The 26744-nt window shown below is 52.4% G+C and carries 28 protein-coding genes; 22 read left to right on the top strand and 6 right to left on the bottom strand.

Going from position 1 to position 26744, the window contains the following annotated elements; genetic code table 11:
- The first annotated feature begins 8 nt into the window (after nt 1–8).
- The 7 genes from ACTZWV_RS10660 to ACTZWV_RS10630 are packed head-to-tail and all read left to right on the top strand — an operon-like array spanning nt 9 to nt 5420.
- Complete coding sequence (locus ACTZWV_RS10660; RefSeq protein WP_444786535.1) at nt 9–1151, top strand: protein-glutamate methylesterase/protein-glutamine glutaminase; 1143 nt, start codon at nt 9–11, stop codon at nt 1149–1151.
- Nucleotides 1144–1887, top strand: coding sequence for a flagellar motor protein (locus tag ACTZWV_RS10655; protein WP_444786534.1), 744 nt, complete (start codon nt 1144–1146; stop codon nt 1885–1887). The genes ACTZWV_RS10660 and ACTZWV_RS10655 overlap by 8 nt, the downstream gene beginning before the upstream one ends.
- A 5-nt stretch (nt 1888–1892) precedes the next feature.
- Complete coding sequence (locus ACTZWV_RS10650) at nt 1893–2873, top strand: flagellar motor protein MotB (protein ID WP_444786533.1); 981 nt, start codon at nt 1893–1895, stop codon at nt 2871–2873.
- A 1-nt stretch (nt 2874) separates the two neighbouring features.
- A complete protein-coding gene (locus tag ACTZWV_RS10645; RefSeq protein WP_444786532.1) occupies nt 2875–3651 on the top strand; it encodes a ParA family protein in 777 nt (258 codons plus the stop codon).
- Nucleotides 3652–3654: 3 nt separating this feature from the next.
- Entirely contained in the window at nt 3655–4443 is a 789-nt protein-coding gene (locus tag ACTZWV_RS10640; protein ID WP_444786531.1) for a chemotaxis protein CheW, read from the top strand.
- Nucleotides 4444–4473: 30 nt separating this feature from the next.
- Nucleotides 4474–4968, top strand: coding sequence for a chemotaxis protein CheW (locus ACTZWV_RS10635; protein WP_305553526.1), 495 nt, complete (start codon nt 4474–4476; stop codon nt 4966–4968).
- A gap of 8 nt (nt 4969–4976) precedes the next feature.
- Nucleotides 4977–5420: a DUF2802 domain-containing protein gene (locus ACTZWV_RS10630; protein ID WP_444786530.1), complete on the top strand. Its 444-nt coding sequence runs from the start codon at nt 4977–4979 to the stop codon at nt 5418–5420.
- Here the strand turns inward: ACTZWV_RS10630 and ACTZWV_RS10625 are convergent.
- Together ACTZWV_RS10625 and ACTZWV_RS10620 are read right to left on the bottom strand one after the other, a co-directional pair.
- Nucleotides 5417–5734 carry an EscU/YscU/HrcU family type III secretion system export apparatus switch protein gene (locus ACTZWV_RS10625; RefSeq protein WP_305553532.1) on the bottom strand — a complete coding sequence of 106 codons (318 nt, stop codon included), beginning with the start codon at nt 5732–5734 and terminating at the stop codon, nt 5417–5419. The genes ACTZWV_RS10630 and ACTZWV_RS10625 overlap by 4 nt on opposite strands.
- Before the next feature lie 8 nt (nt 5735–5742).
- A complete protein-coding gene (locus ACTZWV_RS10620) occupies nt 5743–7566 on the bottom strand; it encodes a flagellar hook-length control protein FliK (RefSeq protein ID WP_444786529.1) in 1824 nt (607 codons plus the stop codon).
- A 66-nt stretch (nt 7567–7632) separates the two neighbouring features.
- Between ACTZWV_RS10620 and ccmA the strand changes: the two genes are divergently transcribed.
- Genes ccmA through ACTZWV_RS10570 form a run of 10 tightly spaced genes read left to right on the top strand, consistent with a single transcriptional unit; the run spans nt 7633 to nt 15434 of the window.
- Nucleotides 7633–8331 (top strand): cytochrome c biogenesis heme-transporting ATPase CcmA, encoded by a 699-nt coding sequence (gene ccmA / locus ACTZWV_RS10615; protein WP_444786528.1) that lies wholly within the window; start codon nt 7633–7635, stop codon nt 8329–8331.
- The gene (gene ccmB, locus ACTZWV_RS10610; protein ID WP_444786527.1) at nt 8325–8990 is read left to right on the top strand and encodes a heme exporter protein CcmB; all 666 of its coding nucleotides are present in this window, start codon (nt 8325–8327) and stop codon (nt 8988–8990) included. The genes ccmA and ccmB overlap by 7 nt, the downstream gene beginning before the upstream one ends.
- 1 nt (nt 8991) lies before the next feature.
- Nucleotides 8992–9729 (top strand): heme ABC transporter permease, encoded by a 738-nt coding sequence (locus ACTZWV_RS10605; RefSeq protein WP_444786526.1) that lies wholly within the window; start codon nt 8992–8994, stop codon nt 9727–9729.
- Nucleotides 9730–9930 carry a heme exporter protein CcmD gene (ccmD, locus tag ACTZWV_RS10600; protein ID WP_444786525.1) on the top strand — a complete coding sequence of 67 codons (201 nt, stop codon included), beginning with the start codon at nt 9730–9732 and terminating at the stop codon, nt 9928–9930.
- Complete coding sequence (ccmE, locus tag ACTZWV_RS10595; RefSeq protein ID WP_444786524.1) at nt 9930–10448, top strand: cytochrome c maturation protein CcmE; 519 nt, start codon at nt 9930–9932, stop codon at nt 10446–10448. Before ccmD ends, ccmE begins: the two co-directional genes overlap by 1 nt.
- Nucleotides 10449–12413, top strand: a complete 1965-nt coding sequence (locus tag ACTZWV_RS10590; RefSeq protein WP_444786523.1) for a heme lyase CcmF/NrfE family subunit — start codon at nt 10449–10451, stop codon at nt 12411–12413. It begins immediately after the preceding gene.
- The gene (locus ACTZWV_RS10585) at nt 12406–12978 is read left to right on the top strand and encodes a DsbE family thiol:disulfide interchange protein (protein WP_444786522.1); all 573 of its coding nucleotides are present in this window, start codon (nt 12406–12408) and stop codon (nt 12976–12978) included. The genes ACTZWV_RS10590 and ACTZWV_RS10585 overlap by 8 nt, the downstream gene beginning before the upstream one ends.
- Nucleotides 12975–13448: a cytochrome c-type biogenesis protein gene (locus ACTZWV_RS10580; protein ID WP_444786521.1), complete on the top strand. Its 474-nt coding sequence runs from the start codon at nt 12975–12977 to the stop codon at nt 13446–13448. The genes ACTZWV_RS10585 and ACTZWV_RS10580 overlap by 4 nt, the downstream gene beginning before the upstream one ends.
- Entirely contained in the window at nt 13445–14641 is a 1197-nt protein-coding gene (gene ccmI / locus ACTZWV_RS10575) for a c-type cytochrome biogenesis protein CcmI (RefSeq protein ID WP_444786520.1), read from the top strand. The genes ACTZWV_RS10580 and ccmI overlap by 4 nt, the downstream gene beginning before the upstream one ends.
- 1 nt (nt 14642) lies before the next feature.
- Nucleotides 14643–15434: an MlaA family lipoprotein gene (locus ACTZWV_RS10570; protein WP_444786519.1), complete on the top strand. Its 792-nt coding sequence runs from the start codon at nt 14643–14645 to the stop codon at nt 15432–15434.
- A gap of 23 nt (nt 15435–15457) precedes the next feature.
- Here the strand turns inward: ACTZWV_RS10570 and ACTZWV_RS10565 are convergent, their stop codons facing one another.
- The 4 genes from ACTZWV_RS10565 to ACTZWV_RS10550 all read right to left on the bottom strand — a co-directional run bounded on the left by ACTZWV_RS10565 (nt 15458) and on the right by ACTZWV_RS10550 (nt 20550).
- Nucleotides 15458–17020 (bottom strand): methyl-accepting chemotaxis protein, encoded by a 1563-nt coding sequence (locus ACTZWV_RS10565; RefSeq protein ID WP_444786518.1) that lies wholly within the window; start codon nt 17018–17020, stop codon nt 15458–15460.
- Between the two features lie 118 nt (nt 17021–17138).
- Complete coding sequence (locus tag ACTZWV_RS10560) at nt 17139–18368, bottom strand: ABC transporter permease (protein WP_305553572.1); 1230 nt, start codon at nt 18366–18368, stop codon at nt 17139–17141.
- The gene (locus ACTZWV_RS10555; protein ID WP_444786517.1) at nt 18365–19117 is read right to left on the bottom strand and encodes an ABC transporter ATP-binding protein; all 753 of its coding nucleotides are present in this window, start codon (nt 19115–19117) and stop codon (nt 18365–18367) included. The genes ACTZWV_RS10560 and ACTZWV_RS10555 overlap by 4 nt, the downstream gene beginning before the upstream one ends.
- A 2-nt stretch (nt 19118–19119) precedes the next feature.
- Nucleotides 19120–20550 (bottom strand): efflux RND transporter periplasmic adaptor subunit, encoded by a 1431-nt coding sequence (locus ACTZWV_RS10550; protein ID WP_444786516.1) that lies wholly within the window; start codon nt 20548–20550, stop codon nt 19120–19122.
- Between the two features lie 223 nt (nt 20551–20773).
- Between ACTZWV_RS10550 and ACTZWV_RS10545 the strand changes: the two genes are divergently transcribed.
- The 5 genes from ACTZWV_RS10545 to ACTZWV_RS10525 all read left to right on the top strand — a co-directional run bounded on the left by ACTZWV_RS10545 (nt 20774) and on the right by ACTZWV_RS10525 (nt 26689).
- On the top strand, nt 20774–21427 hold the full coding sequence (locus ACTZWV_RS10545; RefSeq protein ID WP_444786515.1) for a TonB family protein: 654 nt from the start codon (nt 20774–20776) through the stop codon (nt 21425–21427).
- Nucleotides 21428–21450: 23 nt separating this feature from the next.
- Nucleotides 21451–22029, top strand: coding sequence for a sigma-70 family RNA polymerase sigma factor (locus tag ACTZWV_RS10540; RefSeq protein WP_444786514.1), 579 nt, complete (start codon nt 21451–21453; stop codon nt 22027–22029).
- Nucleotides 22016–22639 carry a hypothetical protein gene (locus tag ACTZWV_RS10535; RefSeq protein WP_444786513.1) on the top strand — a complete coding sequence of 208 codons (624 nt, stop codon included), beginning with the start codon at nt 22016–22018 and terminating at the stop codon, nt 22637–22639. The genes ACTZWV_RS10540 and ACTZWV_RS10535 overlap by 14 nt, the downstream gene beginning before the upstream one ends.
- Nucleotides 22640–22737: 98 nt before the next feature.
- A complete protein-coding gene (locus ACTZWV_RS10530; RefSeq protein ID WP_444786512.1) occupies nt 22738–25434 on the top strand; it encodes a S8 family serine peptidase in 2697 nt (898 codons plus the stop codon).
- A 145-nt stretch (nt 25435–25579) separates the two neighbouring features.
- Nucleotides 25580–26689, top strand: a complete 1110-nt coding sequence (locus ACTZWV_RS10525) for a serine hydrolase domain-containing protein (RefSeq protein ID WP_444786511.1) — start codon at nt 25580–25582, stop codon at nt 26687–26689.
- Nucleotides 26690–26744: the final 55 nt, after the last annotated feature.

Here is a 26744-nt window from a genome sequence, read left to right as displayed (position 1 = left end):
AGATAATTATGGCGATTAAGGTGTTAGTGGTTGACGACTCAAGCTTTTTTCGTCGCCGCTTGACAGAAATCCTGGCAAAGGATGGCGATATTGAAGTTATCGATACGGCCAATAATGGCAGGGAAGCTGTAGATAAAGCCTTAGCGCTGAAACCGGATGTTATTACCATGGATGTGGAAATGCCGGTATTAGACGGCATTTCGGCTGTGCGCGAAATTATGCAGCAGCAGCGTATTCCTATTCTGATGTTCTCTTCATTAACACATGAAGGAGCAAAAGCCACCTTTGATGCACTTGAAGCCGGCGCGGTAGATTTTTTACCGAAAAAGTTTGAAGACATTGCCCGCGACAAAGATGAAGCCGGGCAATTGCTGCGCGACAGGGTTAAAGCCGTAGCGCGTAAACGCCAGCCAGGCAGAACCACTTTTAGTAGCTCAGCTGCGCGCACTGAAACCCCTGCGCCACGTTTAAGCGAGCGTCCGGCGTTAACGCGTACGGCGTTTGAACGGCCAAAGTTAAGTGACAGAGTTGCGGCGCCGGCGCGTAGCGCTAATTTCCAGGCCAGTGGTAAGAGTTATAAACTGGTGGCAATAGGCACCTCAACCGGCGGTCCGGTAGCATTACAGCGCATTATTACCGCACTACCGGCGAATTTCCCGTTGCCAATTGTATTAATACAGCATATGCCGGCTGCCTTTACCGGTGCTTTTGCTCAGCGCTTAAATTCGTTAGCCAAAATTGAAGTGCGCGAAGCAGCAGACAATGATGTGCTGCGACCAGGCGTAGCTTATCTGGCGCCCGGTGGTAAACAAATGTTGATCGAGGGTAATGAGCGCGAAGCGCGGTTACGTATAAAAGAAGATGACTCACCGCGCATCACCTTTAAACCCAGCGTCGATATTACCTTTGCCACCGCCGCCAAAGTGTACAGTGACAAAGTACTGGCGATAGTGCTGACCGGCATGGGCGCCGACGGCCGTGAAGGTGCGCGGCTGTTAAAGCAAACCGGGGCGCGGATTTGGGCTCAGGATGAGGCAAGTTGTGTGGTGTATGGTATGCCACAGGCAATAGCAGCAGCCGGCTTAATGGACGTAGAGGTTAGTCTGAATGAAGTGGCCACGCGGCTTATCACGGAAGTGACACATGGATAAACTGGCAATCAGCGGCTTTTTACTGGCAGTAGTGGCGGTAGCAGGTGGCTTTGTCATGGAAGGTGGCGCTTTGTCCACCTTGTTGCACTTTCCGGCGTTCTTAATTGTAGTGGGCGGCACAGTAGGTGCGGTGATGCTGCAAACCCCGTTTAATCAATTCCGGCTGGGGCTGAGTATGCTACCCTGGGTGATCCGGCCGGCGCAGTTACCGCTGGAACATACAGCAGAGCGTATCGTGCAGTGGGGCACCGCCGCCCGTGGCAGTGGCTTCCTTGCGCTGGAAAACGATGCTCTGGCTGAGCATGATGCCTTCTTACACCGTGGCCTTAATCTGTTGGTTGACGGCGTGGAACCTGCGGTATTGCAAGACACCCTCGATGCCGAATTGACGCTGGAGCGTGAGCGTCTGTTGCGTGGGGCGCGTATTTTTGATGCTATGGGCGGCTATAGCCCGACTATCGGTATTGTCGGCGCAGTGTTGGGCCTTATTCAGGCGATGTCGAATATTTCTGAGCCGGAATTACTTGGCTTGGGTATCGCCACTGCTTTTGTTGCCACTATTTATGGTGTCGGCTTTGCTAACCTGGTGTTTATCCCGGTGGGCAATAAACTAAAAAGCCTGGTGCAGCAACGCACACTGTACCATGAACTGATTATCGAAGGCCTGGTGTCGATTGCTCATGGTGAGAACCCACGTAATATTGAGCGTAAGCTGGCCGCTTACCACCCCGGTTAAGCAGCATGTACCGGCATAAGCAAAAGCATCAGCACGTAGAGCAGGAACAGCTTGATCGTTGGCTGGTGTCTTATGCCGACTATATGACACTGATGTTTGCGCTGTTTGTCGTGCTGTATGCCATGTCGATTGTTAAAGAAGAACAGTACAATGTACTGGCCGACTCTATCGCACGGATGTTTGAAAAACCGGAGCAATCCGGCAGCGGTGTGCCCGGCAGCTCGGTGTTAACCAAGCCGGCACCGCAAAGTGAGTTGGAGTTATACGGCACCTCACTGGAAGACGCCAAAGGCCCGTCTTTGGTTGCTGATGCGAAACAGCTATCAGAGGTTACGGCAAAACAGTTAGGCAGCCCGCTGCAGTCTGTTGAACAACAGCTAACCCGCGCCCTGGCTAACCTGTTGGAGCAGGGATTGGCAAAAATACAGCAGGATGAAAACTGGCTGAGTATTGAACTGAGCAGCGGCTTACTGTTTGCCAGTGGCAGTGCCACCGCAACCTCATCAGCGCAAACTCTGTTGGCCGAAATAACCAAAGTAATTAATCCGATTAATAATTTTATCCGCGTGCGTGGCTACACTGATGACCAACCGATTAACAATGAGCTGTTCGCGTCTAACTGGGAACTGTCAGTCAGCCGGGCCACCTCGGTGCTGCGTATGCTGGAACAGCTGGGTACTGCACCGCAGCGTATGGCTATTGAAGGGTTCGGCCAGTATTATCCGTTTAGTGCTAACGACAGTGCGCAGGGGCGGGCGGCTAACCGCAAAGTGGTGATAGCGATTTCGCGTTATGGATATGCAGCACAGAGCGAAACAACAGACAACAGCGAAAATGCTGAAAACGATGCGCTGCAGCGCCAGTTGGAACAAATTTCGCAGGAAGACGGCAGTATCAGAGTGATAGCCTTACCCGGCGGTGGTATTCGTATCACCACACGGCAGGATAATCCGGATGCACGGCCGCCGGAACAACAGGAACCCTGAAGTGGTAATTTGGACGGTAGCAAATCAAAAAGGCGGTGTAGGCAAAACCACCACTACAGTAACCCTCGGCGGCTTGTTAGCGCAACGCGGTTACAAAGTGCTGTTGGTCGATACGGATCCGCATGCGTCCCTGACATACTACTTCGGCATTGACGCTGAAGAGTTGGAAGTCAGCGTGTATGATATGTTTATCCGTGGCAAAGACATCACCAGTGAAGAGATCATGCAGTCACTGTGCCCCAGTGGCGTAGCTAATCTGGATATTTTGCCATCATCCATGGCGCTGGCAACCCTGGACCGCTCTATGGGTAATAAAGGCGGCATGGGCCTGATGCTGAAAAAAGCCCTGCAAAAAGTCAAAACAGAATACGATTATGTGCTGATAGATTGCCCGCCGGTAATGGGCGTATTGATGGTGAACGCTATTGCCGCCTGCGACCGTATTCTGATCCCGGTGCAAACTGAGTTTCTGGCGTTAAAAGGCCTGGAGCGGATGATTGCCACCATGGCGTTAATGCGCACGTCGCAGAAAAAAGATTACGCCTATACTATTATTCCAACCATGTACGATAAGCGCACTAAAGCCTCACTGGAGGCTTACAAAGAGCTTAAAGCCAAGTATCAGGACCGTGTTTGGTCAGCAGTTATCCCGGTAGATACTAAATTTCGTGATGCCAGCTTGGCACAAACACCACCGAGCGAGTATGCCTCGGCGTCGCGCGGCGTATTTGCTTACAACACCCTGCTGACCTATTTACTGCAACTGGCGCCGGAGTAAGGTATGAGTAATTTAATGGCCAGTCAAAAAGTGATGCAGCATTATTTGTCAGCTTTGCTGACAGAAGACGACACTGAAACCCTGGCGCTGGCGGAAGAAAAAAAGCAGCAACTTAACGCTTTACTGTCGCAAGCTGTGGTGGCCGCGCCTGTGGCAAAAGCCGTAGTTAAAACGGATACCACTGTAACAGCAGATACTGCGGCGCTGGCAACATTAAAAGCCAAATTTGCTGCAGCTGAACAAGCACAGAGCCTGGCGCAACGTGATATTCCGGTAGCCGAACGCATTGCCCCGATGGTAAAAGCTGCAGCGCCTGCTGCCACGCCGGCTGTAGTGAAAGATTACCGCCAGGGCCGTTTTCAGGCATTGTTTTTTGATGTTGCCGGGTTAAAAGTGGCGGTGCCGTTAAAAGAGCTGGGCGGCATTCATCAGCTGGGCAATGTCAGCAGCCTGATCGGTAAACCCGACTGGTTTAAAGGTGTTATGCTGTACCGCGAGCAGAAAATAAATATTGTTGATACCGCACGTTGGGTAATGCCGGAAAAATATGATCAAACTTTGCAGCAAAAGCTAAACTATCAATATGTTATTATGCTGGGCAACAGTAACTGGGGCCTGTGCTGCGAAACCCTGATCAACACCTACGTGCTGGAACAGGACGATGTAAAATGGCGTGAGGCAGAAGGCAAACGCCCGTGGATGGCGGGTTTGATCAAACAGCATATGTGCGTATTGATTGATGTTGACGCTATGATTGATTTATTAAACCGGGGTCTGGATATCAGTGCTTAACCGGAAAAGCTATTTATACAGGAGCTGTGCATGAGCAATTTAACCAAGCAGTCTGCCAACAAAAACGTAGCAGCCGACATCGTGTTGCAGTGGGTAACATTTAAGCTGCAGGAAGAAACCTACGGCATTAATGTTATGCAGGTACAGGAAGTGTTGCGCTATACCGAAATTGCCCCTGTACCGGGTTCACCCGACTATGTGCTGGGTATTATTAACCTGCGTGGCAACGTGGTCACGGTAATTGATACCCGTTCACGCTTTGGTTTGGCGCCGGCTGATGTTACCGATAACAGCCGTATTGTGATCATTGAAGCAGAAAAGCAAGTGCTCGGCATTATGGTCGACAGTGTGGCTGAAGTGGTGTACTTAAAATCGTCAGAAATTGATACTGCACCTAATGTTGGCACCGATGAGAGTGCGCGTTTTATCCAGGGCGTATCGAACCGTGAAGGCGAATTATTGATCCTCGTTGATCTGAATAAATTGCTTAGCGAAGAAGAATGGGAAGAAGTGAACTCGATCTAGGAACCCTTATGTGGCTTGGTGTAGCAATTCAAACCGGCCTGTTGGTGCTGTTTGCTGTCGGCATTTACCTGTGGGTTAGCCGGCAGCAGCGGCATATACAGCTGCAGCAAACTGCGCTGGAAAAACAGTTGGAATATGCGGCTAAGCAATTGGCCGGTAGCCAGCACGAAGTAGAAGAGTTGCGTGCCGGCGTTATTGGTGTAGGCCAGCGGGTGTTGCAACTGGATACCGGGTTAAACCAGCTGAGCGAGCAGTTAACGGCGCAGTTGCAATTATTGGCAGACAAACAACAGGCATTGGAGTTGACCGACCCGGAATCGAAGATATACAGCCGCGCTATGAAGATGGTGCAACTGGGGGCAGATCTCGATGAAATTATCCGCGAATGTGAATTACCGCGCGCAGAAGCAGAGCTGCTGTTTAATTTGCATCAGCAAAAAAAGCAGGGCTAACTTTTAATATCAATCCGCTGGTGGATATTGTGCCAGTTCTCCGGAAACTTACCCTGTAGTACATACGAAAAGGCGATCAGCTCGGCAATAACGATATACAGTTGCGCAGGGATCTGTTCGCCCAATTGCAGTTGGTTCAATAACTTACTTAGTTCGTCATCCTGATGCACCAGTACACCATGCTCGCGTGCCAGCGCAATCATATCTTCTGCCAGCTGGCCATGGCCTTTTGCCGTGACGGTGGGCGCTTTTTTACCTTCATACTGTAAGGCGGTGGCGGTTTTTTCTTTCTTGTTGTGTTCACTGTCGCTCATATCTGTCCTTATACCTTAACGGCAAGTAAGCTGTTGGCGCGCGGTAATAAGCTGTCGGGTATTTTCCCTAACACACACTCAGCTTGTTTCACTTCCAGCCCCTGTGCTTCGCAGCGGTCTTTCAGCAGTGGTAAGAACTGCTCGGCCAACTGTTTAGCACGCTGCTGCTCAGTGTAAAACTGCAGCTGCAATTGCTGTTGTTGCAGCTTGGCCACCACCAGTAACTGACCTGACTGCTGTAAATCAAATTTCATCGTCAGTTGCCATTGAGTTTGTTTTTCACCGCCTTTCTTGCCATCGGCTTCACGTTGCTCTAACTGCAGCTGGCTGAATACCGACTGGCCGGCCAGTTGCAGCGGCAGTTGCAGCAGCAGTTGCTGCTGGGCGGTGTTATTGCTGTCTAACGTAGCAAGCTGGCTTTGTTGCAAGGTGCTGCTATGGCCCGCCAATTGCCGTAACAGGTTACTGGCCTGGGCCGGTTCCAATTGGTTAACCAACTGTGCCAGACGTTGGTTGGCTGGCAAGTTTGCCAACGCCGGTGGCCGCTGCAGCAGGTTACCCAACAACAGTTGGATCGCTGCTGCCAAAGCACCGCCACTGTTTTGCACCGTTGCCGCCGGTTGCAGTGGTTGAAACTGCAATAGCGCGGCCAGTTGCTGCGTAACTTGCAGCGGCGTTTGCACCCTGGCACCATCCGGTTGGCTTTGGCGTAATAATTGTAATATCTGCTGTACCGGTTGCGGCAATTCCGCCAGGCTGGCCAAGGGATCTGCAGTAGCCGGCAGTAATGGTAATAAATGCCGCCATGCTTGCTGCACGGCTTGCTGCGCCGCCTGTTGTGCTGTTTGTTGCAAGGCGGCAGAGGTCTGGGGGGCAGTGAGCTGTGTTTTTTCGTTACTGCTTTGGTTTGGGCCGGCGATAAACTGCAGCGGCCGGCTGATATCGTCCTGCTGTACACTGATTTTACTACTAAGCTGCGCTGTGCTCAGCTGCAGTTGCCATTGTCCGGCCTGCTGTTGCAGCTGTACTTTATACTGTGCCGGTATGGCGGCAGGCGCTGCGGACAACGCAGACTGCAATACGGATTGCAACACAGGAGGCAGTTTAGTGGTGTCGGCCGCGCCGGCTTGCTGATTAAACAGCCTTACCAATTGCTGCACTATCGCGGCTTGTTCTGTTCTTTGTAATACCACGCTGTTGCTCTGCGTATTGCTATTGCCTTGGGCAGGGGGTGTTACCGTCGCTATTAAGCGCAACTGCAAGTCTTTCGCGTTGGTATCCAGTTTTAACAATATCTGTGACGTTGCGGCGGACAACGCCGGCAGCATAGTGCTCAGTGCTTGCTGTGTTTGTGTTGATAGCGGCACCGGGCTAAAACCGGGCAGCGCCAGAGTAACGGCAGCGGCAGATGGCAGCAGCCTGGCGGCTATTGTTGCCGGCGCGGCCGCGCTGCCTGGTGCTGCCGGTATTGCCAATAGCTGCTGCACTTGTGTCAGCGTCAGCGGAACAGTCAGGCTGTTGGCAGCACTTTGCAGTGTCAGTTGCAGCTGGCCGTTGGCCAGTGGTTGAAATTGTAATTGCAGCTGTTGCAAGCTGCCCTGCAGGCTTGCTGGCGTGGCCGGCAACATGGCTTGAACCGCGGCGCTGGCCGACGCCGGTAAGGTAATGTGTACTGCGCCTTGCGACGAGGGTAATTGTAAACGAAAGCGGCCGTCAGTTAACTGCTGCACCTGGCTTTGATACACCTCTGCCAGCATCAGCTTAATAGCCGGGCTATCAAGCTTGGTGCCTGCGCTCAGTTGCAGCAGTTTGTCCGGATTGATCTGGTTCATGTTTTTACCTGTTTTGCGTTGGTCCGCCTTGCTGCTGCATTCGTATTATTACGCCAATATGGTAATATGCGCCCAATTTTAACCGTCGTCGATAGTCAGAGGTTAGACATTAAACCACAGCCTTTTCCCGTATTAACCGGTCAGCCTCTGCTTGAAGGCCGTGCTCTGTGCTGTATCCGTCAGGACCGTGTGTTGTTTGAACAACAAAGCTTGACAGTGCATGCCGGTGAGCTGTTACAGGTGGCCGGTAAAAATGGCGCCGGCAAAAGCTCGCTGTTACGTATTTTGGCAGGTCTTGCTCAGCCGGACGACGGTGCTGTGTATTACCGACAGCAAACCTTACCACAGGCAGCAACCGACTATGCGGCAGATTTATGTTATATCGGCCATCAAAGCGGAATTCATGAGCAGCTTACCGCGTTGGAAAATGTCAGTTTCTGGCGTACGGCGTCCGGTGTGGCAGCCGCTGATGATTTTGCGCTGCTGGCGCAGTTAGGTCTGGCCGGGTTGGAGGATATTCCCTGCCGGATGTTGTCGGCCGGGCAACAACGCCGGGTGGCACTGGCCAGATTATGGTTTGTAAAGCGACAACTGTGGATTTTAGATGAGCCTTTTACTGCGCTGGACCAAAGCGCTATCAGCATGTTACAGCAGCACTTTTTGCAGCATTTACAGTTGGGCGGCGCCATAGTGCTAACGACGCATCAGGCGCTGCAGATGACACATCAGGCTTTAACGACGCTGGAGCTGGCTTACCGATGGTAACCTTATACCGTTTTACCCAGCGTGAGCTTTGCTTGCTGGCGCGGCAAAAAGCCGACTGGCTTAATCCGCTGCTGTTTTTTGTTATTGTGCTTAGCCTGTTTCCGTTGGGCGTGGGGCCGGAGCCGAATTTACTGCGCATTATGGCGCCGGGTATTGTCTGGATAGCGGCGCTGCTTAGCGTGTTACTGGCGGCAGAGCGCTTATTTAAAGATGATTACCGCAACGGCGTAATAGAGCAGTTAGTGGCGGCGAAGCAGCCCTTGCTGAGTTTTGTGTTGGCAAAGTTGATTACTAACTGGCTGAGTACCGGCTTACCGCTGGTGCTGTTATCGCCGCTGGTGGCCTTGCTACTCAATATTGAGCAAGCCAGCCTGGTGGCCATGGTATTTACCTTGCTGCTTGGTACACCGCTGCTGAGTTTGCTCAGTGTAATGGGCGCAGCGCTTACGGTATCGGCCGATAAAGGCGGTATTTTACTGGCGCTGCTGATACTGCCGCTGTATATTCCGCTGTTAATTTTTGCCAGTGCAGCAATGGAAGCTGCAGCGATGGCGTTACCTTATTATGGCCAGCTGGCAATAATGCTGGCAATGTTGTTGTTTGCCATGGCGTTGATCCCGTTGGCGGTGATCAGTGCATTAAAACTGAATGTGAGCTGATATGTTTAAGTGGTTGCATCCTTTTGCCAAGCCTGAGACCGTTTATCATTTGTGCGGCCGGCTGTATCCGTGGTTAATGGCGTTAGCCGTGTTGTTGTTACTGCTCGGCAATATCTGGGGCCTGGCTTTTACGCCGCCGGATTATCAGCAGGGCGACAGCTACCGCATTATTCATATTCATGTGCCCTCGGCCATTATGTCGATGGGTACCTACTCGGCGATGGCGATTGCCGCCTTTATTGCTCTGGTGTGGCAGGTAAAGGTTGCGCAGTGGTCGGTGCTGGCGCTGGCCCCGGTGGGCGCAGTCTATACCGCCATAGCATTACTTACCGGCATGGCCTGGGGCAAGCCGATGTGGGGCACCTGGTGGGTGTGGGATGCCAGGTTAACCTCAGAGCTTATTTTATTATTTCTGTATTTGGGTGTTATAGCGCTAAGCGGAGCCTTTTCAGACCGGCAAACCGGTGCTAAAGCAGCCTCTTTGCTGGCGGTGATCGGCGTGATTAATTTACCGGTGATCCATTTTTCTGTCGAATGGTGGAACACTTTGCACCAGGGCGCGTCTATAACCAAGTTTGCCAAACCGTCGATTGACCCCAGCATGCTATGGCCGTTATTAATCAGCATTCTGGCGTTTAAAGTTTTAATGTTGGCTTTGCTGTGTTTACGACTACGCAATGCCATCTTACTGAACGAGCAGCACCGGCCCTGGGTAAAAACACTGGCGGGAGGACACTAGATGCATTTTCAGTCGTGGGCGGAATTTTGGGCCATGGGCGGTTACGGCCTGTTTGTCTGGCTGTCGTTTGGCATTACGTATTTACTGTTAGCCGGGTTGGTGGCGTACAGCCATTACCAGCATAAGCAGTTTAAGCATCAGCTGGCCGCCAGGCTGGCGCGTGAGCAACGGGTTAAGCAGTATCAGGAGCAAACAGACTAATGCAACCAAGACGTCAGAAACGCTTATTCGCCGTATTACTGGTAATAGGGCTGTTAACCGGCGCCGTCGCGGCCATGTTGTATGCGTTGCAGCAAAATATTGACTTGTTCTATACACCATCACAGTTGGTTGATGGCTTGGGTAAAGATAAAGTTAAACCGCAACCCGGCCAGCGCTTACGTATTGGCGGTATGGTAGTGCAGGGCTCCGTAAAGCGTGACCCTGACTCGCTGAAAGTGAGCTTTGATTTAGTCGATACCGGGCCCATTGTCACTGTTACCTATGAGGGTATTTTACCGGACTTGTTTCGCGAAGGTCAGGGTATAGTCGCTCAGGGGGTATTGCTCGATGCCACCACCATAGCCGCCACTGAAGTGCTGGCCAAACACGATGAAGAATATATGCCGCCTGAAGTGGCCGAAGCATTAAAAGGTATTCGCCATGTGCCGCCGTCACAACAGCAGTCGTCAGCGGAGCAAAACGGTACAGAGGCTAAGCCAGCAGAAGGACGTTATTAAATGGTAGTTGAAGCCGGTCAGCTGGCGCTTACGTTTGCTTTTGCATTATCGATTATGCTGGCAATAGTGCCGTTATACGGCAGTTTTGTGGCCAACCAGCGCATGTTATTGCTGGCTAAACCGCTGGCGTTGGGCCAGTTTGTGTTTTGTTTGCTGGCGATGCTGGCGCTTATTTACGCCTTTCGCACTAACGATTTTACCGTGATTAATGTAGCGCAAAACTCCAGCTCTACCTTGCCCTGGTATTATCAGATCACCGCCAGCTTTGGCTCACATGAAGGCTCTATGCTGCTGTGGGTGCTGATGCTGGCCGGCTGGACCGCGCTGGTGGCGCAGTTCTCCAAAGCGTTGCCGTTGCTGTTGCAAGGCCGTATTCTGGCGATTCTCGGTATTATCTGTGTTGGTTTTATCGCTTTTTCGCTGTTTATGTCTAATCCGTTTGCACGCAGCCTGCCGTTTTATCCGGTAGAAGGGCGCGACCTTAACCCCTTACTGCAGGACTTTGGCATGATTCTGCATCCGCCCACGCTGTATATGGGCTATGTCGGTTTTGCCGTGGCGTTTGCTTTTGCTATTGCAGCGTTAATGAGCGGCCGTTTTGACAGTGTCTGGGCGCGCTGGGTAAGGCCATGGGCTTTAGCCGCCTGGTTGTTTTTAACTCTGGGCATTATGCTCGGCAGTTGGTGGGCCTACAACGAACTGGGTTGGGGCGGTTGGTGGTTCTGGGACCCGGTAGAAAATGCGTCTTTTATGCCCTGGTTGGCCGGTACGGCATTAATTCACAGCCTGGCGGTTACTGAAAAGCGCGGTACCTTTAAAAGCTGGACAGTATTGCTGGCACTGGCTGCCTTTGCGCTCAGTTTAGTCGGGGCCTTTTTGGTGCGCTCCGGTGTATTGGTATCGGTGCACTCCTTTGCCACTGATCCCGGCCGTGGTATGTACTTACTGGTGTTTTTACTACTGGTAGTCGGCGGTTCTTTATTGCTGTATGCCCGGCGGATGAACTCTGTACGCAGCCAGGCACGTTATCAGTTGTTCTCCCGCGAAATGCTGCTGTGGGGCAACAATATCTTCCTGCTTACCGCTTGTTTAATCGTGTTTCTCGGTACCTTATTCCCGCTGTTTCACAAAGAATTGGGTTTGGGGTCAATCTCTATCGGCGAGCCGTTTTTTAACCAGATGTTTTATTATCTGACCATACCTTTTGCGTTAATGCTGGGGTTAGGTCCCTGGGTGCGCTGGAAGCAGCAGCAGGTTGCACCGCTGATTAAACCGTTCAGCTTGCTGGCACTGGCAGCTTTAACGCTGGCGCTGGGTGTTATGGCCAGCATGCAAAGTGTGCAGGCCAACCTGGCGCTGATGGGCTTGTTGCTGGGGGCCTGGGTGGGCATTTCTGCGCTGGCAGAAGTGGCACTGCGTATCCGTCAGTTTGGCTCTGTCAGCAAGGGTATAACTAAATTAAACGCCAGCCACTACGGCATGACAGTGGCCCATATCGGCTTTGCCGTACTGGTAGTTGGCGTGGCGATGACCAAAACCTACACCATAGAGCGCGATGTACGCATGCAGGAGGGTGATACTGCCAACGTGGCCGGCTATGACTTCACGCTGACCGACGTGTATGAGTTAAACGGCGCCAACTTTGGCGGCCAGGCTGCCGAGCTTGATGTGCGCAAAGACGGCCGTTATGTCACGCATTTGCATGCTGAGAAGCGCTTCTACCGTATTCAGCGCACCATTATGACCGAGTCTGCGGTACATGCCCGTTTAAGTCGCGATTTATACGTGTCGCTGGGCGAAGAATTACCTGGCGATGCCTGGGCAATGCGCATTCAGGTGAAACCTTTCGTACGCTGGATTTGGCTTGGCGGCCTGTTAATGTCACTGGGGGCCTTGTTGGCACTGGCAGATAAGCGTTACCGGCGCAAAATTGTCCCGCAGAATCTGGAGCAAGCTGATGCGTAAAGTGTTGTTTTATTTGCCGTTGGCATTATTTTTGGCCTTGTCGCTGTTTTTACTCAGTGGCTTGTTTTCTGATCCGCGTGAGCGCGAGTCGGCCAGCTTAAATAAAGCCTTACCGGATTTTGCGCTGGCCGACTTAATGCAACCGCAGCAGATTTGGACAGCAGAGCAGTTAAAAGGCCAAACCTTTTTGCTGAATGTCTGGGGTACCTGGTGCCCCACCTGTAATGCTGAGCTTGGCTACCTGAGTGAGCTGCGTGCTATGGGCGTAAAAATTGTCGGCCTGTACTACGAACTGCCGCGCGACCCGGCGTTTGATGCGCCGTTTGACTTAGCGGTACTGCAACAGGATGTGACGCAAAAGCTGGCGCAGCATGGCGACCCGTATCAATTTAATATTCTCGATCTTGAGCGCAGTTTAGCCCTGGATTTAGGCGTAAGCGGGGCCCCGGAAACCTTTATTGTCGATGCCAACGGCATAGTGCGGGCGCACCATATCGGCGATATTAATCCACAGGTGTGGCGCACTAAGCTGGCACCGCTGTATCAGCAATGGAGCCAGCCATGAAGCAGCTGATAACAAGCATACTCAGCTTGCTGCTGTTGCTTGGCATGGCGGGCGTGCAGGCAGATGAAATCCTCAGCTTTGACAATGAAGCCGAACGTCAGTTGTATCAGCAGTTAACGGCCGAGCTGCGTTGTCCGCAATGTCAGAATCAGAATATTGCTGACTCCAACGCTATTGTCGCGGTAGATATGCGGCAAAAAACCTATCAGTTGGTACGCGAAGGCCATGACAGGACGCAGGTGCTGGATTATATGAAAAACCGCTATGGCGATTTTGTGCATTACCAACCGCCATTCAACCGTTTTACCCTGTGGTTATGGTTAGCGCCATTGCTGTTATTAACCGGTCTGGCTGGCGTTGGCTTGTACCGGCGCAAGCAGCAGTTGCCGCCGGCAACTGCAACACCGCAGCAGGGGCTGGATACCGAACTGGATCAGCTGATTGAGCGTTACCGGAGTAAAAAACCATGATGTGGCCGTTATTTATTGCTGCTTTAACCATGCTGCTGTTAACGGCATTGTGTTTGTTTTGGCCGCGGCGCAGTGCGCAGTTGCCGCTGCAAACCCCGGCACAGTTGTTTGAAGAACGGCTGCAATTGTTGGCGTTGGCCCGCGATGCCGGCGAGTTGGCAGAGCAGGATTTTGACAGCGCGGCACAAGAGCTGAAAAGCCAGTTTTTATTGCAGCAGCACAACCTTGTGCAGCAAGATAACCGCGCGCGTTGGCCATTGCCGGCGGTGTTGCTGGTGCTGGTAGCTATAGTTGTTAGCGGCGTGTACGCACTGAACGGCCATTACCGGCAGTTGCAGGATTGGCAACTGGCGCAGCAGCATTTGCAACAATACGGTGAGCGGGCCTTGTTAAATCAGGGCGAGCCGTTATCAGAGCAGGAAGTGGAATTATTTGCGCTGGCGTTACGTACCCGGCTGGCAAACGAAGGTGACGATGCTGTCGCCTGGATGTTGTTAGGGCGGATCCGCATGTCGCAGGGTGCGGTTGAGCAAGCAGTTGATGCCTTTGAGCGCGCCCTGAAACTGACACCGGAGCGCCCACCCTTGCTGCTGAGTTATGCCCAGGCGCTGATCCTGCTGGGTGACGATAACAGCCTGGCACGAGCCGGGCGTGCTGTGGCCAGGGTGCTGAGCCGTGAGCCGCAAAACAGCGATGCCTTGTCATTAATGGCGCTGATAGCTTACGAAAAAGGCGATATGGCAGAGGCCATCACGGCCTGGCAAATGCTGTTAAAGCAATTGCCGGCAGAGGATCCGCGTTATGCCGCGGTGCAGCAGCGCCTTGCTGAACTGGGGGCAGCAGAGCCTGCGGCCGGGCGACAGATTAAGGTGAACTTATATGTGGCGCCGCAACTGCAGCAAGCTAACCCGGATGCCAGTTTATTCCTGTTTGCCCGTGCTGTTGGCGGCGCGGCCTTGCCATTGGCGGTACAACGTGTTCCGCTGCCACAGGGGGAAGTGCAATTGGTATTAACCGAACAAATGGCGATGCAAAGCGGTTGGAGTTTGGCCAATGCCGACGAGGTAGAAGTAGTGGCGCGTATGTCGTTATCCGGTACAGTAGAGCAACGGCCGGGTGATATTCAGACTGTGTCTGACGTATTAAGCTTCGGCCGGGACGCACTGTCAATAACATTAAAACTGGAACCTTAGTATGCGATCTTTTTCTGTGCGCTATGTTGTATTGACTGCAGCGCTGATAGTGTTATCGGGCTGTGCCGCTAAACCAGTGGCACCGGAGCAGGCCGTAGCCCAAAGCAGTGCGCCCGCCGGCTATACCGACCCGCGCGACCCGCTGGAAACCATCAACCGGCCATTGTGGGATTTTAACTACGACATTCTCGATGCTTACCTGTTACGCCCTGCCACCGTCGGTTATATGACCGTAGTGCCGAAACCGGCGCGCAAAGGTCTGGTTAATGCCGCAAATAACCTCAGTGAACCGGCCAGCTTTTTAAATGGTATGTTACAAGCCAAGCCATCCCGCTCTGCGGTGAGCGCGGGGCGCTTCCTTGTGAACAGTACCCTGGGCTTATTTGGCTTATTCGACGTGGCCACCAAAATTGGCCTGGTTGAACAGCAGGAAGATTTCAGCCAAACGCTGGCGGTGTGGGGTGTTGGCGACGGCCCTTATCTGATGCTACCGGCGCTGGGGCCAACCACAGTGCGTGGCACCACCGGCGGTTTGGTAGATAACCTGTATTTCCCGTTGGGCCTGCTTAATACGCCGCTAACGCTGACGCGGGCTTTAATTGGGGCACTGGACAGCCGTGAACAGTTAATGTCGATGGAAAGCTTGCTGGAAGAGTCGCTCGACCCTTATGCCTTTATCAAAGAGTCTTATTATCAGCGTCAACAGTTTAAAATTTACGACGGCAACCCGCCACAGCAGGAAGAGCCGGAAGTAGATGAAGATATTTTCGACGATCTGCTGGATGATCTGTAGCGGCCATGGCACTAAACGCCGGTTTAGTGCCGCTTAAAGCCAATTCGAAAACCACCCCAATGCCGGCCGTTGACATAAACCGGCACTGACAAGTCATGTAAAATCTCGCCGGTATCACGCTTATAGGTTTGCAACAACATGGTTTCGGTATGGCTGCCACAGCGGCTGCCGGTACGGTCGCTGAAAATCCGTTTGGTGCGGTTTTGCAGCAAATCTTTGTCGTAATTGCCGGTTAAAGGTTGGCAAAACTTTTTATTATGCGTCGGGAAATAACCTTTTCTGTCCACCGCACCGGCATAAAGCACATTGGCGTGCCGTGTTAAAATGGGCTCCTGAATCGCCGGAAACTGCTGATCGGTAAAGTTGTCGTAACCTGTATGGTATTTCGGCGGATTGCTGCCACTGATTTGTTGGTAGCTCTCGGCAAATAAGCTTTGCGCCGTCAACTTGCCATCAGCAATCGCCTGGCTGAACAGTTGGCCAATCTGCTCTGCAGCTTGCTGCGCTTCTTGTAAAATGTCGCTGTAAAAGCTGTGGCTGCTAAGGCTGCTCAGCTCGCGGTAAATGCTTTCGGTCTCTTCGGATAAGCTGATGGCCTGGCCGGCAACAGACTGGCCCTTATCAGTGATACTTTGCAAGGTACGGCTGATATTGTCTACCGATTGTGCCAGCGCCACACTGGTGCGGTTCAGTTCGCTGCTGGCTTGTTCAATTTGGCCGAAGGTGTCGGATGATTGCGCAATTTGCCGGTTAATGTCGGCAAAACCGGTCGCCACCCCGGTTAATTCCTGCTGTACCACAGTGCCGCTTTGCTGCAGGCTTTGCATCTGGCTGGCGGTATGCTGGCTTTGCTGGCGGATATCGGCCAACATAGCGGCAATATCCTGAGTAGCCGCGGCGGTTTTACCGGCCAGTGCCCGGACTTCCTCTGCTACTACAGCAAAACCACGGCCTTGTTCTCCGGCCCGCGCCGCTTCTATGGCGGCATTTAACGCCAGCAAGTTCGTTTGCCCGGCGACAGTATTAATTACTTCGGTAATGTGTTGAATATTGTCGCTGCTGCTGCGTAGTTGTTCTAAGTCCTGTGCCGCCTGGCTTACGGCCTGCACCAGGCTATTGATATTATTCACCGAGTTGCTCAGCAAAGTATCGGCCTGCGCCGAGGCATTGGCGGTATGTTGCAAGGTGGCGCCGATAGATTGTAACGAGTGGGTCAGTTCAGTACTGGTGCTGGCCAGCATATTACTGACATCGGCAATTTTGCCGCTGTCTTCACTGCTGTGCTGAATATCTTTAATCAGGCTATCAATATAAAACGACACTTCCGCTGAGCCAATCGCCATATTAGAGGTGGCGGCAGTAATTTTATCTGCCGTGTCCGCCAGCGCCGTTTTACTGTCTGAGAGAGAACCATCTGCGCCGGTTACGGCAGTGCTGTTTGCTGCCAGCCAATACAGGTACAGCAGTAACAGCGCCGCCCCAAGCAACACAGGCCATACGGCCGAGTTACTCAGCGCAAATGCTGCCGTTTGCAGCAGGACAAATAGCAATACCAACAGCACAGGTTTAAGTTTGATGTTTTGCATAAGCGTCTCTTATCGCAACAAAAACAACTACAGATGCTGCAGTGTTGGGAAAAAGCCGGCAGCTGTCAATTCAGCCGCTGCCGGATGAGACTAAAGTCTGATAAGCGGGCCGGCAGCCTTACTCATAACGCAACGCATCTATTGGCTGCAACCCTGCGGCTTTGGTGGCCGGGTAGTAGCCGAAAAAGATACCAATCAGGCAGGAGAAGCCGACACTCATCAGTACCACATACAACTCAATAATAGCGGTAAATCCGGCAAAGTACTGCAATGACAAGCTAACCGCTACCGCCAGCGCCAAACCTATGGCACCGCCGAGGCCGCACAACAGCACCGCTTCGATTAAAAATTGTTTCATGATCACTTTGGGCTCGGCGCCCACCGCCATGCGCAGGCCAATTTCGCGCGTACGCTCGGTTACCGACACCAACATAATGTTCATAATGCCAATGCCGCCCACCAGCAATGACACCGACGCCACCGCGGCCAGCAAACCATTGAAGATTTGCATGGTTTCTGAGCGGGTGGCAATCATTTCTGACAAATTGCGGATCCGGAACGGCGGCTCACTGTCGCTGCTGCGCAAGCGTTGGCGCAGCAGGCTGTCCATTTGTTGCTCAACGTCGGCCATATCGCGCTCATCTTCTACCTGCACAATAATAGCGCGAATGGCTTTAGGGCTGGATAACGTCATGCCGGCAATACGTTTGCGCACGGTATCTAACGGCATAAAGATCAGATCATCCTGGTCGTTGCCCTGGGTATTTTGGCCTTTACTGTTCAACACACCTATTATGGTTACCGGCATTTTATTTACCCGCACCGTTTGGCCCAGGGCGTCGCCGGCACCAAACAGCTCACGTTTTACCGTCTGGCCTATTACCGCCACTCTGGCCGCGGTATTTAACTCGGTGTCGCTAAAGGTTCGGCCTTCAACAACTTGCCAGCTTTGTGCAGCATAGATGCGGTTATCCACACCATGAATTTCCGGCGCCCAGTTCAGGTTGCCGTAAATCAACTGACCACTGGCGCGCAACGTTGGTGCAGCCACATTCACCTGCGGAATTTGCTGTTCAATTGCCAAGGCATCCATTTCGGTTAAGCCCTGGCTGCTGCCACTGGCTTCACGGGCGCCGCCCATAAAACGGCCGCGGGCAAATACCACAAACACATTGCCGCCGAGGCTTTTAATCTGTTGGTCTACGTCATAACGCGCGCCGGCGCCCAGTGCCAGCATAATAATAACCGCCGCTACGCCGATAATAATGCCCAGCATGGTTAAAATGCTGCGCAGCAAATTCACCCGCAGCGCCACGGCAGCCACGTTAAGCAAGGTTAAGCTATTCATGGTGCTGTCTCCGCCAGCCGTTGTTGACGAAAGTGTTGCAGCGCCGCTGCGGCGCTTTGTGGTTGTGAGCGCTTGTCTGAGATCAGCTCACCGTCGCGAAATACCAGCTGACGGCTGGCAAAGGCGGCAATATCCGGCTCGTGCGTTACCAGTACTATGGTTTTACCCTGCTGATGTAACTGCTGAAACAGCTGCATTATTTCCAACCCGGTTTCAGTGTCCAGCGCGCCGGTGGGTTCATCGGCCAACAGTAACGCCGGTTGGTTTACCAGCGCCCGCGCTATAGCAACCCGTTGTTGCTGGCCGCCGGACAGCTGCGACGGATGATGATCCATACGCTGTGCCAGGCCAACTAATTGCAGGCATTCAGTGGCACGGCTTATCGCCTGGTGTTTTGGCGTAGTGCTGTACAGCAGCGGTAGCATCACGTTGTCCAGTGCTGTGGTGCGCGGCAGCAAATTAAATTGCTGAAATACAAAGCCGATATATTTGTTGCGCACCCGTGCCAGCTGCGCTGCGCTTAAGGTGGTTACATCTTCGCCCTGTAATAGAATTTGTCCCAGGCTGGGTGAGTCTAAACATCCCAGCAGATTCATAAAGGTTGATTTACCCGAGCCGGAAGGGCCCATTACCGCGACAAAATCACCGCTGGCGATACTGATATCTATACCTTTAAGCGCACGTAAATGCTGGCCACCCATTTGGTAGTGCTTTTCCAGCGCGCGGGTGGCAATAACTGCTGTGGTCATGCTTAGTCCACCCTTACTGCACGCACTATCAGCGCATCGCCGTCTGTTACATCACCGCTGAGCACTTCACTGTACTCATCATTACTAAGGCCAATACGGATATTCACCGGCTGTGGCTGACCTGCGCTGTCGAGCCGCCAAACCTGAGCGGCAGTGCCGTTGTCTGCCTGGCGGCGCTCTGCACGGCGTGCATTGCTCAGCTGCAGGTAGCGTTGATACTCCTGCTCCGATAGCAGCAGTTGTAATTCGTTTTGCAGCTTTTGCCGCTCGCGGGCGAACAACTGGCGCGCGTCGGCCATCGGGTTGTCTGCACCTTGCGCCCGGGCTTGTTGCAGGTTGTCTCTGAGCACATCATATAGTTGGCGCACCTTAGCGGCTTTATCAGCGCTTAACTGCAGTTGTTTAATCAGCTCCGCAGCCTGATCCGGCCGTTCGCCTGCGGTTGGGTTATTACTGCTGCCGGCCGGTTTAAAGCGCAGCGCGGCATTTGGCACCCGCAATACCTGTGTTTGTTGGCCGCGCACGATATTTAAATTGGCGGTCATGCCGGGCAGCAACAGTTGCTGCTGATTCGGCGCATTAATAATTACCTTGTAGGTAACCACATTATTGGTATTAGTGGCCGCTTTGCGAACCTGGGCCACGTCACCGCGAAACTGCCGCTCCGGGTAGGCATCAACCTGAAACCGCACCTGCTGGCCCTGTTGCACTTTACCAATGTCGGCTTCATCGACATCAGCTTCAATCTGCATCTGTGACAAGTCCTGCGCTATGGTAAATAAGGTTGGTGCCGATAAGCTGGCCGCTACGGTTTGGCCAATATCTACCTGACGGTCAATCACGGTACCCTTTACCGGCGAGCGGATAGTGGTGCGGTCTAAATCCAGTTGTGCTTGTTCCAACTGAGCATTACGTTGCAACAACTGAGCCTGCGCGCTTTGGATTTGTGCATTGGCCAGCAAAATTTGCGCTTGTGCGGTTTCAAATACCGCCTGCGCTTCATCCAATTCACTTTGATTAGTCAGTTTTTGCTGCACCAGCTGTTGTTGGCGGGTAAAGGCGCGTTCTGCCCGTGCTAATTCCGTGTTCGACTTACTCAGCGTTGCCTGCTGCTGTGCCAGGTTGGCTTGCGCCATTACCACATCGGCCTGCGCCTGCTGTAAACGTGCCACGTAGCTGCGGTCATCCAGTTTGGCAATGGCCTGGCCCTGGCTTACGTCGTCATTAAAATCGACGTACAGCTCGGTGATCAGGCCTGACACTTCAGTGCCTACTTCTACGGTTACCACAGCACGGGTGGTGCCGGCAGTATTTACCACACTTTCAATATCGCCCCTGGCCAAAACCTGAGTTTGATACTGCACCTGTTGCGGCTCAGCTCCGGCAAACAGCCACAGACCGGCAGCGACAACAATTACAACAACGGCTGACATCAGATAACGCACTACTTTTACTCCATAAAGTTGTTACTGCTTACTATAACCAGCTGCGCCGGCCGGACAAAGTCAACAGGGGTAAAGGTTTTGTAAAGGTACGGCGCAAAAGTACGTCGTAAAGCTACGGGGGTAAAGGCACGGCAAAAAAATGTGTGCTGGCTTAACCCCTTAGTTGTCTGTCAAACGTCTTATCAGTAATTAACAACAATAAGGAATGGTTATGCTGCTGACTCACTCTGATTTTGTTTCATCTAATCCTGTTGCCAAACTGGCTGTCAGTGGCGGCGCTGCCTTACTGATCACCGCGCTGCTGTTTAGCCTGATGCAACAGTTGGTTAAACCCGCAACCGGGCCGCGGCTGATACCGCCGCCGGCTATTCCGGTAGAACTGTCGGTGGCGGCGCAAGACAGCGATATTATTGTCCGGCCGCAGCCGCCGGTTAAGCCTGAGCCGGTGATACGTAATATTGAACCTGTGCAGCCGCCGATAGACGTGCCGGACAGGATCAGTATTGGCCCGGTGGACATTGTCGCGCCGGTGTTGCCGCGCAGCAAAGGTTTGCCCGGCGGTGGCCAGCAGGGTAATCGCGGCGCGACACCTCTGGTCAAGGTTGAGCCGCGTTTCCCGGTGGATGCAGCGCGGCAGGGTATTTCCGGCTGGGTAAAGCTGAGCTTTAGCATAGATGAGGCCGGCGCGGTGACAGATGTCACTGTATTGGCTGCCGAGCCTGGTAATATCTTTAACCGTGAAGCGATACGGGCATTGCGGCGCTGGAAGTATCAGCCGCAAGTAGTTGACGGAAAAGCAATAAAGCAAACTAATTTGCAGGTGCAACTTGATTTTAGCTTACACAGCGACCAAGCTGAAAATTAAGCTTAAGCACAAGGAGTGGTTGTATGGCATTGAGCTTTTTCCTACCCCGCAGCAGTGCGCCGGAATACAGTGCTGAGCAGTTGTTCAGCCTGTATCGCGACAGTGCTGATTCGTGTTATCTGGAGCAATTAATCGCGTTGCACGGTAACGATTTGTACTACTTCTTATTGCAACAGTCTGATGCCGCTTTGGCCGGCGATATCAGCCAGCAATGCTGGTTAACCCTGTTGGAGCAACGCGGCAATTTTCTTGGCCTGAGCAGCTTTAAAACCTGGCTGTTCAGTATCGGCCGTAACCGGTTGTTAGACGAACTGCGGCGGTTACAACGCTGGCAGTACCAAGAGTCTGAAGAAGAGCCGTTGGCAGAGTTGCTTTGTCCGCTGCAGCAGTTGGAACAGCAGCAACAACAATTGCAATTTAACCGGCAGTTGCTGTTATTGCCGTTTTTACAACGCGAAGCACTAATGTTGCAGTTGGAAGGCTTCTCGCTGGCTGAAATCAGCCAAATAACGCGGCAACCGGCGCAGACCATTAAAAGCAGGCTGCGCTACGCTAAGCAAGCATTGCAGCAGTTATCCGGAGTTAACAATGACAACACCTGAGCGCTTTGAACAGCAATTACAACAGCAATACCAGCACAATAAAGCTAAGCATCCGCTGCCGGGGGCTGTGCTTAATGCTATCGCTGTACGGGCAAAGCAACGCACTAAACCCGTTCTGCCGGGCTTATGGCGCAATATGCAGCTGGCAATGAGTGTCTGTGGTGTGCTGTTGCTTGGTGTGATGCTGCAGCGTGAGCCGGCAGCGCAAAGCGGATATTACCATATAGTGCAGATACAACAGCAGGAGCAGCATCAATATAAAGAGGTGCAGCGCCACAGTTTATCAGCACAAGCAGAGCAGGGCGTTGTCGGCTCTGTCAACAGCGTCAGCGGTTATGGCATAGCTGATTATCTTACCGCCAGGGCGCAGAGCGAACATTTCCACTATCAAACCGGGTTGTTGCGCCGGCAACAGCAAGACTGGGAGATCAGTGTGTGTGACGATCTGTTGTTGAGTATTGATCATAACCTGCTGGCAAAGATTAGCTTAACCAATCTTGAGCCTGCGGCAATTAACGCAGAGCAATGGGTGCAGTTTGTCAGTAACAACAAGGGGCAACTGCTGGCGATTAGCCCGGCGCAACAGCCTTTGCAATGCCGGCAAGGTTAATCTAACAACAGACTTTATATAAACAGTTGCTCTTTTTTGTGAATAATGCCGTACTATAGCAAGAACCGTGTGCCGTGTTGCGCAATAAGGGGAATGTTATGATCAGGTCTGTTGTGAGTAAGCTGTCAGCTGTGTTGCTGTTATCTGTCGGGGCTTGTCAGCTGCACGCTGCTGAGCAACGCCTTATTCTTACCTTTGAACCTCAGGTGGCTGCCAGCCGTGCTGATTTGCAACGGGTGCAAGGTGTCGCAGTGCATGATACTGAGCAAACCAGGCTGCATTACTTTAGCCATCTGCCGCAACTGGCGGTGGTTGCGTTGCCGGCAGATGCCGATATTGCTGCTGCTATAGCGCAATATAGTGCCTTGCCGGGCATTACCGCAGTAGAGCGCGATCAGCGTGTGTATAAAACGGCAGTACCGAATGATCCTGGCTTTGCAGATCAATGGCATTTAAAGGCCGGTAGCGGTATTAATGCGGTGGATGCATGGGACTTAACTACCGGTGATAATCAGGTGGTGGTGGCGGTCATCGATACCGGCATCGATTACACGCATGGTGATCTGGTGGATAATATCTGGCAGAACCCGGGCGAGACGGCTGCTGATGGCATTGATAATGACGGTAATGGTTATATTGATGATATCTATGGCATTAACCCGGCTGACAACAGCGTTGATCCTATGGATGACGACGGCCACGGTACTATAGTTGCCGGCATTATTGCGGCATCCGGCAACAATGATAAAGGTATTACCGGTATTAACTGGCAGTTAAAAATACTGGCGTGCCGCTTTATGGATGTGAATGGCTCCGGTTTTGTCAGCGATGCCATAAAATGTCTGGATTACGTGCTGGATTTAAAGCAAAACCATGGCATCAATATCGTGGCTACCAATAACTCCTGGGGCAGCGGTTCTTATTCTCAGGCGCTTTATAACGCCATTGCTGAGCACAATGCTGCCGGTATTCTATTTGTTGCCAGTGCCGGTAACGACAGTACCCAGGCAAAATTTTACCCGGCTGCCTTCAACTTACCCAATGTTATCAGTGTGGCTGCGCATAACGAGCAGGGCGTAAAAGCAGACTTTTCTAACTATGGCCGCGACTGGGTGGATATTTCAGCTCCGGGCGTGGCGATTTTATCTACGACCTTAGTAAATGACGGGCCGCAAGACAATGCCTTTGTTCTGGCATCGGGTACCTCTATGGCATCACCGATGGTGAGCGGTGTGGCGGCGTTGCTAAAAGCTGCTGAGCCTGCGCTGACAATGCAGCAACTCCGCGGGCGTATTTTAGCGTCCGGGGTGCCGGCGGCAGATGCCTTGTTAGCAGAGCAAACCGCCAGCGGCAACTTATTATTAGCCAGTGGCCCGGGCCAAAGCGGTGCATTAAACTGCGTTAATCAACAATTGCAACGGCGCATGCTGCCGGCAACGGATACGCTGTATGTTGCCGCAAACAGCAGCATTCGTATTGAGCTGTTAAGTATTGATTGTGATGGCAACAGCATAGCGGCCACAGTGACAGAGGGCCTTGCTGCAACGCCGGTGAGCATTGCAGACAATGGAGTAACCCCCGATATCCATGCCGGTGATGGCATTTACAGCGGCAGCTGGACCTTTGATGGTACTGCGACGACGCTGAATTTCCCCGATGGCGTAGTGCAGGTTTCTTCCCGCAACGATAATTACTGTACAGATAATAATGTCAGTGAAATTCCGCTGGCGGAGTGTAATGCGCTGGTACAGCTGTATTACGATACGCAGGGGCAAAATTGGCAGCGGCAGGACAACTGGTTAACAACCATTTTCCCCTGCGCCTGGTATGGTATTACCTGCCGTAGTGGCCGTGTCACGGCAATTGAACTGGATGATAATCGCCTGTTCGGTTCTGTCGCCGCCGGGTTCTCTCAGTTGACGCAACTGGAAAGGCTGGATCTGAGTTTTAACAGTTTAACCGGCACTTTCCCGCAGGCAATATTGCAATTGAGCAAGCTGCAAAGATTAGATCTTTGGAATAATGCGCTGGAGGGGACTATTCCTGCAGCACTGGGGAACCTGTCGGCACTGGTTACGCTGGACCTGTCATTTAACCGTTTTAGCGGTGAATTGCCGCCGGCGCTTGCCAATCTCAGCGCTTTGCAGCATTTATTTGTTGAGGATAACCAGCTGTCCGGCGCTATACCGTCTGGGTTAGGTCAGCTGTCGCAGCTTCAGGTGTTGTGGCTGGCAAACAATAACTTTTCCGGTACCTTGCCGCAAACACTCACCGGGTTGTCACAGCTGTTTGCCTTTAGTTTCGCCGGTACAGAGCTTTGTGCGCCGGTTAATCAACAGTTTGGCGATTGGCTGGCCGGGTTAGAAGAGCTGGAGGTTAACACTGATTGCACTAACACGGCACCGTTAGTGTCTGCCGGTGCGGCGCAGCAGGTAGTCAGTGGCGCACCGGTGCAGTTGCAGGCGACAGCAACAGATGCAGAATTTAACCCGTTAACCTATCAATGGCAGCAAACCGCCGGCCCCGCTGTTACGCTTAGCAACAGTACAGCGCTGAGCAGCAGCTTTACTGCGCCGGCTGTCAGTAGTGTCACTATTTTACGCTTTAGCTTTACTGCCGATGATGGCATTAGCAGCAGCACCGATACTGTTACGGTAACGGTAAATCCGTTAAGCGGAGGCAACGGTGGCAATAATGGTGGTGATAGCGGCAGCAGTGGTGGCGGTAGCAGCAGTGCATGGTGGTTAGCAATACTTGGCTTGCTGGGCTGGCGCCGGCTTGGCAAGCCGGGCTAAAGTTCTTACAATGCGCGGCCGGGTTGCTGCAGGTGTAACCTATAACAACGGATAACAATACAGGGTGAAACAGTTTTTTTCAGCAATCATATTGAGCTGTTGCAGTGCAGCTGCTTTTGCAGACACTGCGTTAAGCAATGCTTATATGGCACCGTTGATCGCGGATTTTGATCAGCACTTTGCCGGCCAGTTAACGCAGCATGCTATTCCGGGCGGTGTATATGCGATAGTGCAGGGCAATAAAATTATTGCCACTGCCGGATTTGGCGCACGTCAACAAGGCAGCACAGAGCCGGTAGACCCTTATACGGTATTTCGTATTGCCTCAGTGTCTAAAACCTTTGCCGGCGGCCTCGCCGGTATTCTGGCGGCTGAAGGGCATTTTAGCTGGGATGACAAGCTGGTGGATTATTTACCCGGCTTCTCGTTTAAAACCAAGCGCTATAATAACCAGTTAAAGCTGGAGCATTTACTGTCGCAAAGTACCGGTGTTATGCCCAATGCCTACGACAACCTGATTGAAGCCAACGTACCGCTGGAACGCATACTGCCGCAGTTTAATAAAATTGATCCCCTGTGCCCGCCAGGCCAATGCTATGGTTACCAGAATGTACTGTTTAGTTTAATTGAGCCGGTACTGGAGCAGTCTACCGGCAAAAGTTACGCCCAATTAATGCAGGAACGCATCTTTACACCACTGCAGTTACCTACCGCATCTGTAGGGCTGGATGGCTTTTTCAGTACAGAAAACCGTGCTATGCCGCATGTCAGAGCGCGGGGTAAGTGGCATGAAAGCAAAGTGGCCGAAAGTTATTACCGCTTTGGTCCCGCTGCCGGCGTTAATGCCAGCGCTATAGATCTTGGTTACTGGCTGATTGCCCAACTGGGCCATAACCCCGCGGTATTTTCTGATGAACTGTTGCGGCAGCTTACCGGTAAGCGCGTTAAAACCCGACGCGACCTGCGTCGCAAAGAGTGGCGCCGTTATTTAACCGATGCACACTATGCATTGGGGTGGCGGGTATACCAATTTGGCCAGGATGAATTGATATATCATGGCGGTTGGGTGCAGGGCTACCGTGCTGAAATAGCCTATTCACGCCAGCATCAATTGGGCCTGGTCATGCTGATTAATGCCGAATCTAATATGATTAACGAGCTTGGCACTTACTTTTGGTCCGGTATGTTAACCGCTATTCGCCAACAACAAACGGCGGACGTTGCCGATACTGATTTATCCACAGTGCAGGATTAAACCTGCCGTTTTTCTGTACATGTCCGCCCGGGCACTTAGCTGACCAGTTTGGCTG

The organism is Rheinheimera sp. NSM (assembly GCF_052380015.1).
GTDB lineage: Bacteria > Pseudomonadota > Gammaproteobacteria > Enterobacterales > Alteromonadaceae > Alishewanella.
This window is presented reverse-complemented; position numbering and strand designations above follow the sequence as displayed.

Bases quoted from the DNA above. Each gene is read 5' to 3' on its own strand.
- ACTZWV_RS10660 (WP_444786535.1), top strand. From the start codon at position 9: ATGGCGATTAAGGTGTTAGTGGTTGACGACTCAAGCTTTTTTCGTCGC.
- ACTZWV_RS10655 (WP_444786534.1), top strand. From the start codon at position 1,144: ATGGATAAACTGGCAATCAGCGGCTTTTTACTGGCAGTAGTGGCGGTA.
- ACTZWV_RS10650 (WP_444786533.1), top strand. From the start codon at position 1,893: ATGTACCGGCATAAGCAAAAGCATCAGCACGTAGAGCAGGAACAGCTT.
- ACTZWV_RS10640 (WP_444786531.1), top strand. From the start codon at position 3,655: ATGAGTAATTTAATGGCCAGTCAAAAAGTGATGCAGCATTATTTGTCA.
- ACTZWV_RS10635 (WP_305553526.1), top strand. From the start codon at position 4,474: ATGAGCAATTTAACCAAGCAGTCTGCCAACAAAAACGTAGCAGCCGAC.
- ACTZWV_RS10630 (WP_444786530.1), top strand. From the start codon at position 4,977: ATGTGGCTTGGTGTAGCAATTCAAACCGGCCTGTTGGTGCTGTTTGCT.
- ACTZWV_RS10625 (WP_305553532.1), bottom strand. From the start codon at position 5,734: ATGAGCGACAGTGAACACAACAAGAAAGAAAAAACCGCCACCGCCTTA.
- ACTZWV_RS10620 (WP_444786529.1), bottom strand. From the start codon at position 7,566: ATGAACCAGATCAATCCGGACAAACTGCTGCAACTGAGCGCAGGCACC.
- ccmA (WP_444786528.1), top strand. From the start codon at position 7,633: ATGCGCCCAATTTTAACCGTCGTCGATAGTCAGAGGTTAGACATTAAA.
- ccmB (WP_444786527.1), top strand. From the start codon at position 8,325: ATGGTAACCTTATACCGTTTTACCCAGCGTGAGCTTTGCTTGCTGGCG.
- ACTZWV_RS10605 (WP_444786526.1), top strand. From the start codon at position 8,992: ATGTTTAAGTGGTTGCATCCTTTTGCCAAGCCTGAGACCGTTTATCAT.
- ccmD (WP_444786525.1), top strand. From the start codon at position 9,730: ATGCATTTTCAGTCGTGGGCGGAATTTTGGGCCATGGGCGGTTACGGC.
- ccmE (WP_444786524.1), top strand. From the start codon at position 9,930: ATGCAACCAAGACGTCAGAAACGCTTATTCGCCGTATTACTGGTAATA.
- ACTZWV_RS10590 (WP_444786523.1), top strand. From the start codon at position 10,449: ATGGTAGTTGAAGCCGGTCAGCTGGCGCTTACGTTTGCTTTTGCATTA.
- ACTZWV_RS10585 (WP_444786522.1), top strand. From the start codon at position 12,406: ATGCGTAAAGTGTTGTTTTATTTGCCGTTGGCATTATTTTTGGCCTTG.
- ACTZWV_RS10580 (WP_444786521.1), top strand. From the start codon at position 12,975: ATGAAGCAGCTGATAACAAGCATACTCAGCTTGCTGCTGTTGCTTGGC.
- ccmI (WP_444786520.1), top strand. From the start codon at position 13,445: ATGATGTGGCCGTTATTTATTGCTGCTTTAACCATGCTGCTGTTAACG.
- ACTZWV_RS10570 (WP_444786519.1), top strand. From the start codon at position 14,643: ATGCGATCTTTTTCTGTGCGCTATGTTGTATTGACTGCAGCGCTGATA.
- ACTZWV_RS10565 (WP_444786518.1), bottom strand. From the start codon at position 17,020: ATGCAAAACATCAAACTTAAACCTGTGCTGTTGGTATTGCTATTTGTC.
- ACTZWV_RS10560 (WP_305553572.1), bottom strand. From the start codon at position 18,368: ATGAATAGCTTAACCTTGCTTAACGTGGCTGCCGTGGCGCTGCGGGTG.
- ACTZWV_RS10555 (WP_444786517.1), bottom strand. From the start codon at position 19,117: ATGACCACAGCAGTTATTGCCACCCGCGCGCTGGAAAAGCACTACCAA.
- ACTZWV_RS10550 (WP_444786516.1), bottom strand. From the start codon at position 20,550: ATGTCAGCCGTTGTTGTAATTGTTGTCGCTGCCGGTCTGTGGCTGTTT.
- ACTZWV_RS10545 (WP_444786515.1), top strand. From the start codon at position 20,774: ATGCTGCTGACTCACTCTGATTTTGTTTCATCTAATCCTGTTGCCAAA.
- ACTZWV_RS10540 (WP_444786514.1), top strand. From the start codon at position 21,451: ATGGCATTGAGCTTTTTCCTACCCCGCAGCAGTGCGCCGGAATACAGT.
- ACTZWV_RS10535 (WP_444786513.1), top strand. From the start codon at position 22,016: ATGACAACACCTGAGCGCTTTGAACAGCAATTACAACAGCAATACCAG.
- ACTZWV_RS10530 (WP_444786512.1), top strand. From the start codon at position 22,738: ATGATCAGGTCTGTTGTGAGTAAGCTGTCAGCTGTGTTGCTGTTATCT.
- ACTZWV_RS10525 (WP_444786511.1), top strand. From the start codon at position 25,580: ATGGCACCGTTGATCGCGGATTTTGATCAGCACTTTGCCGGCCAGTTA.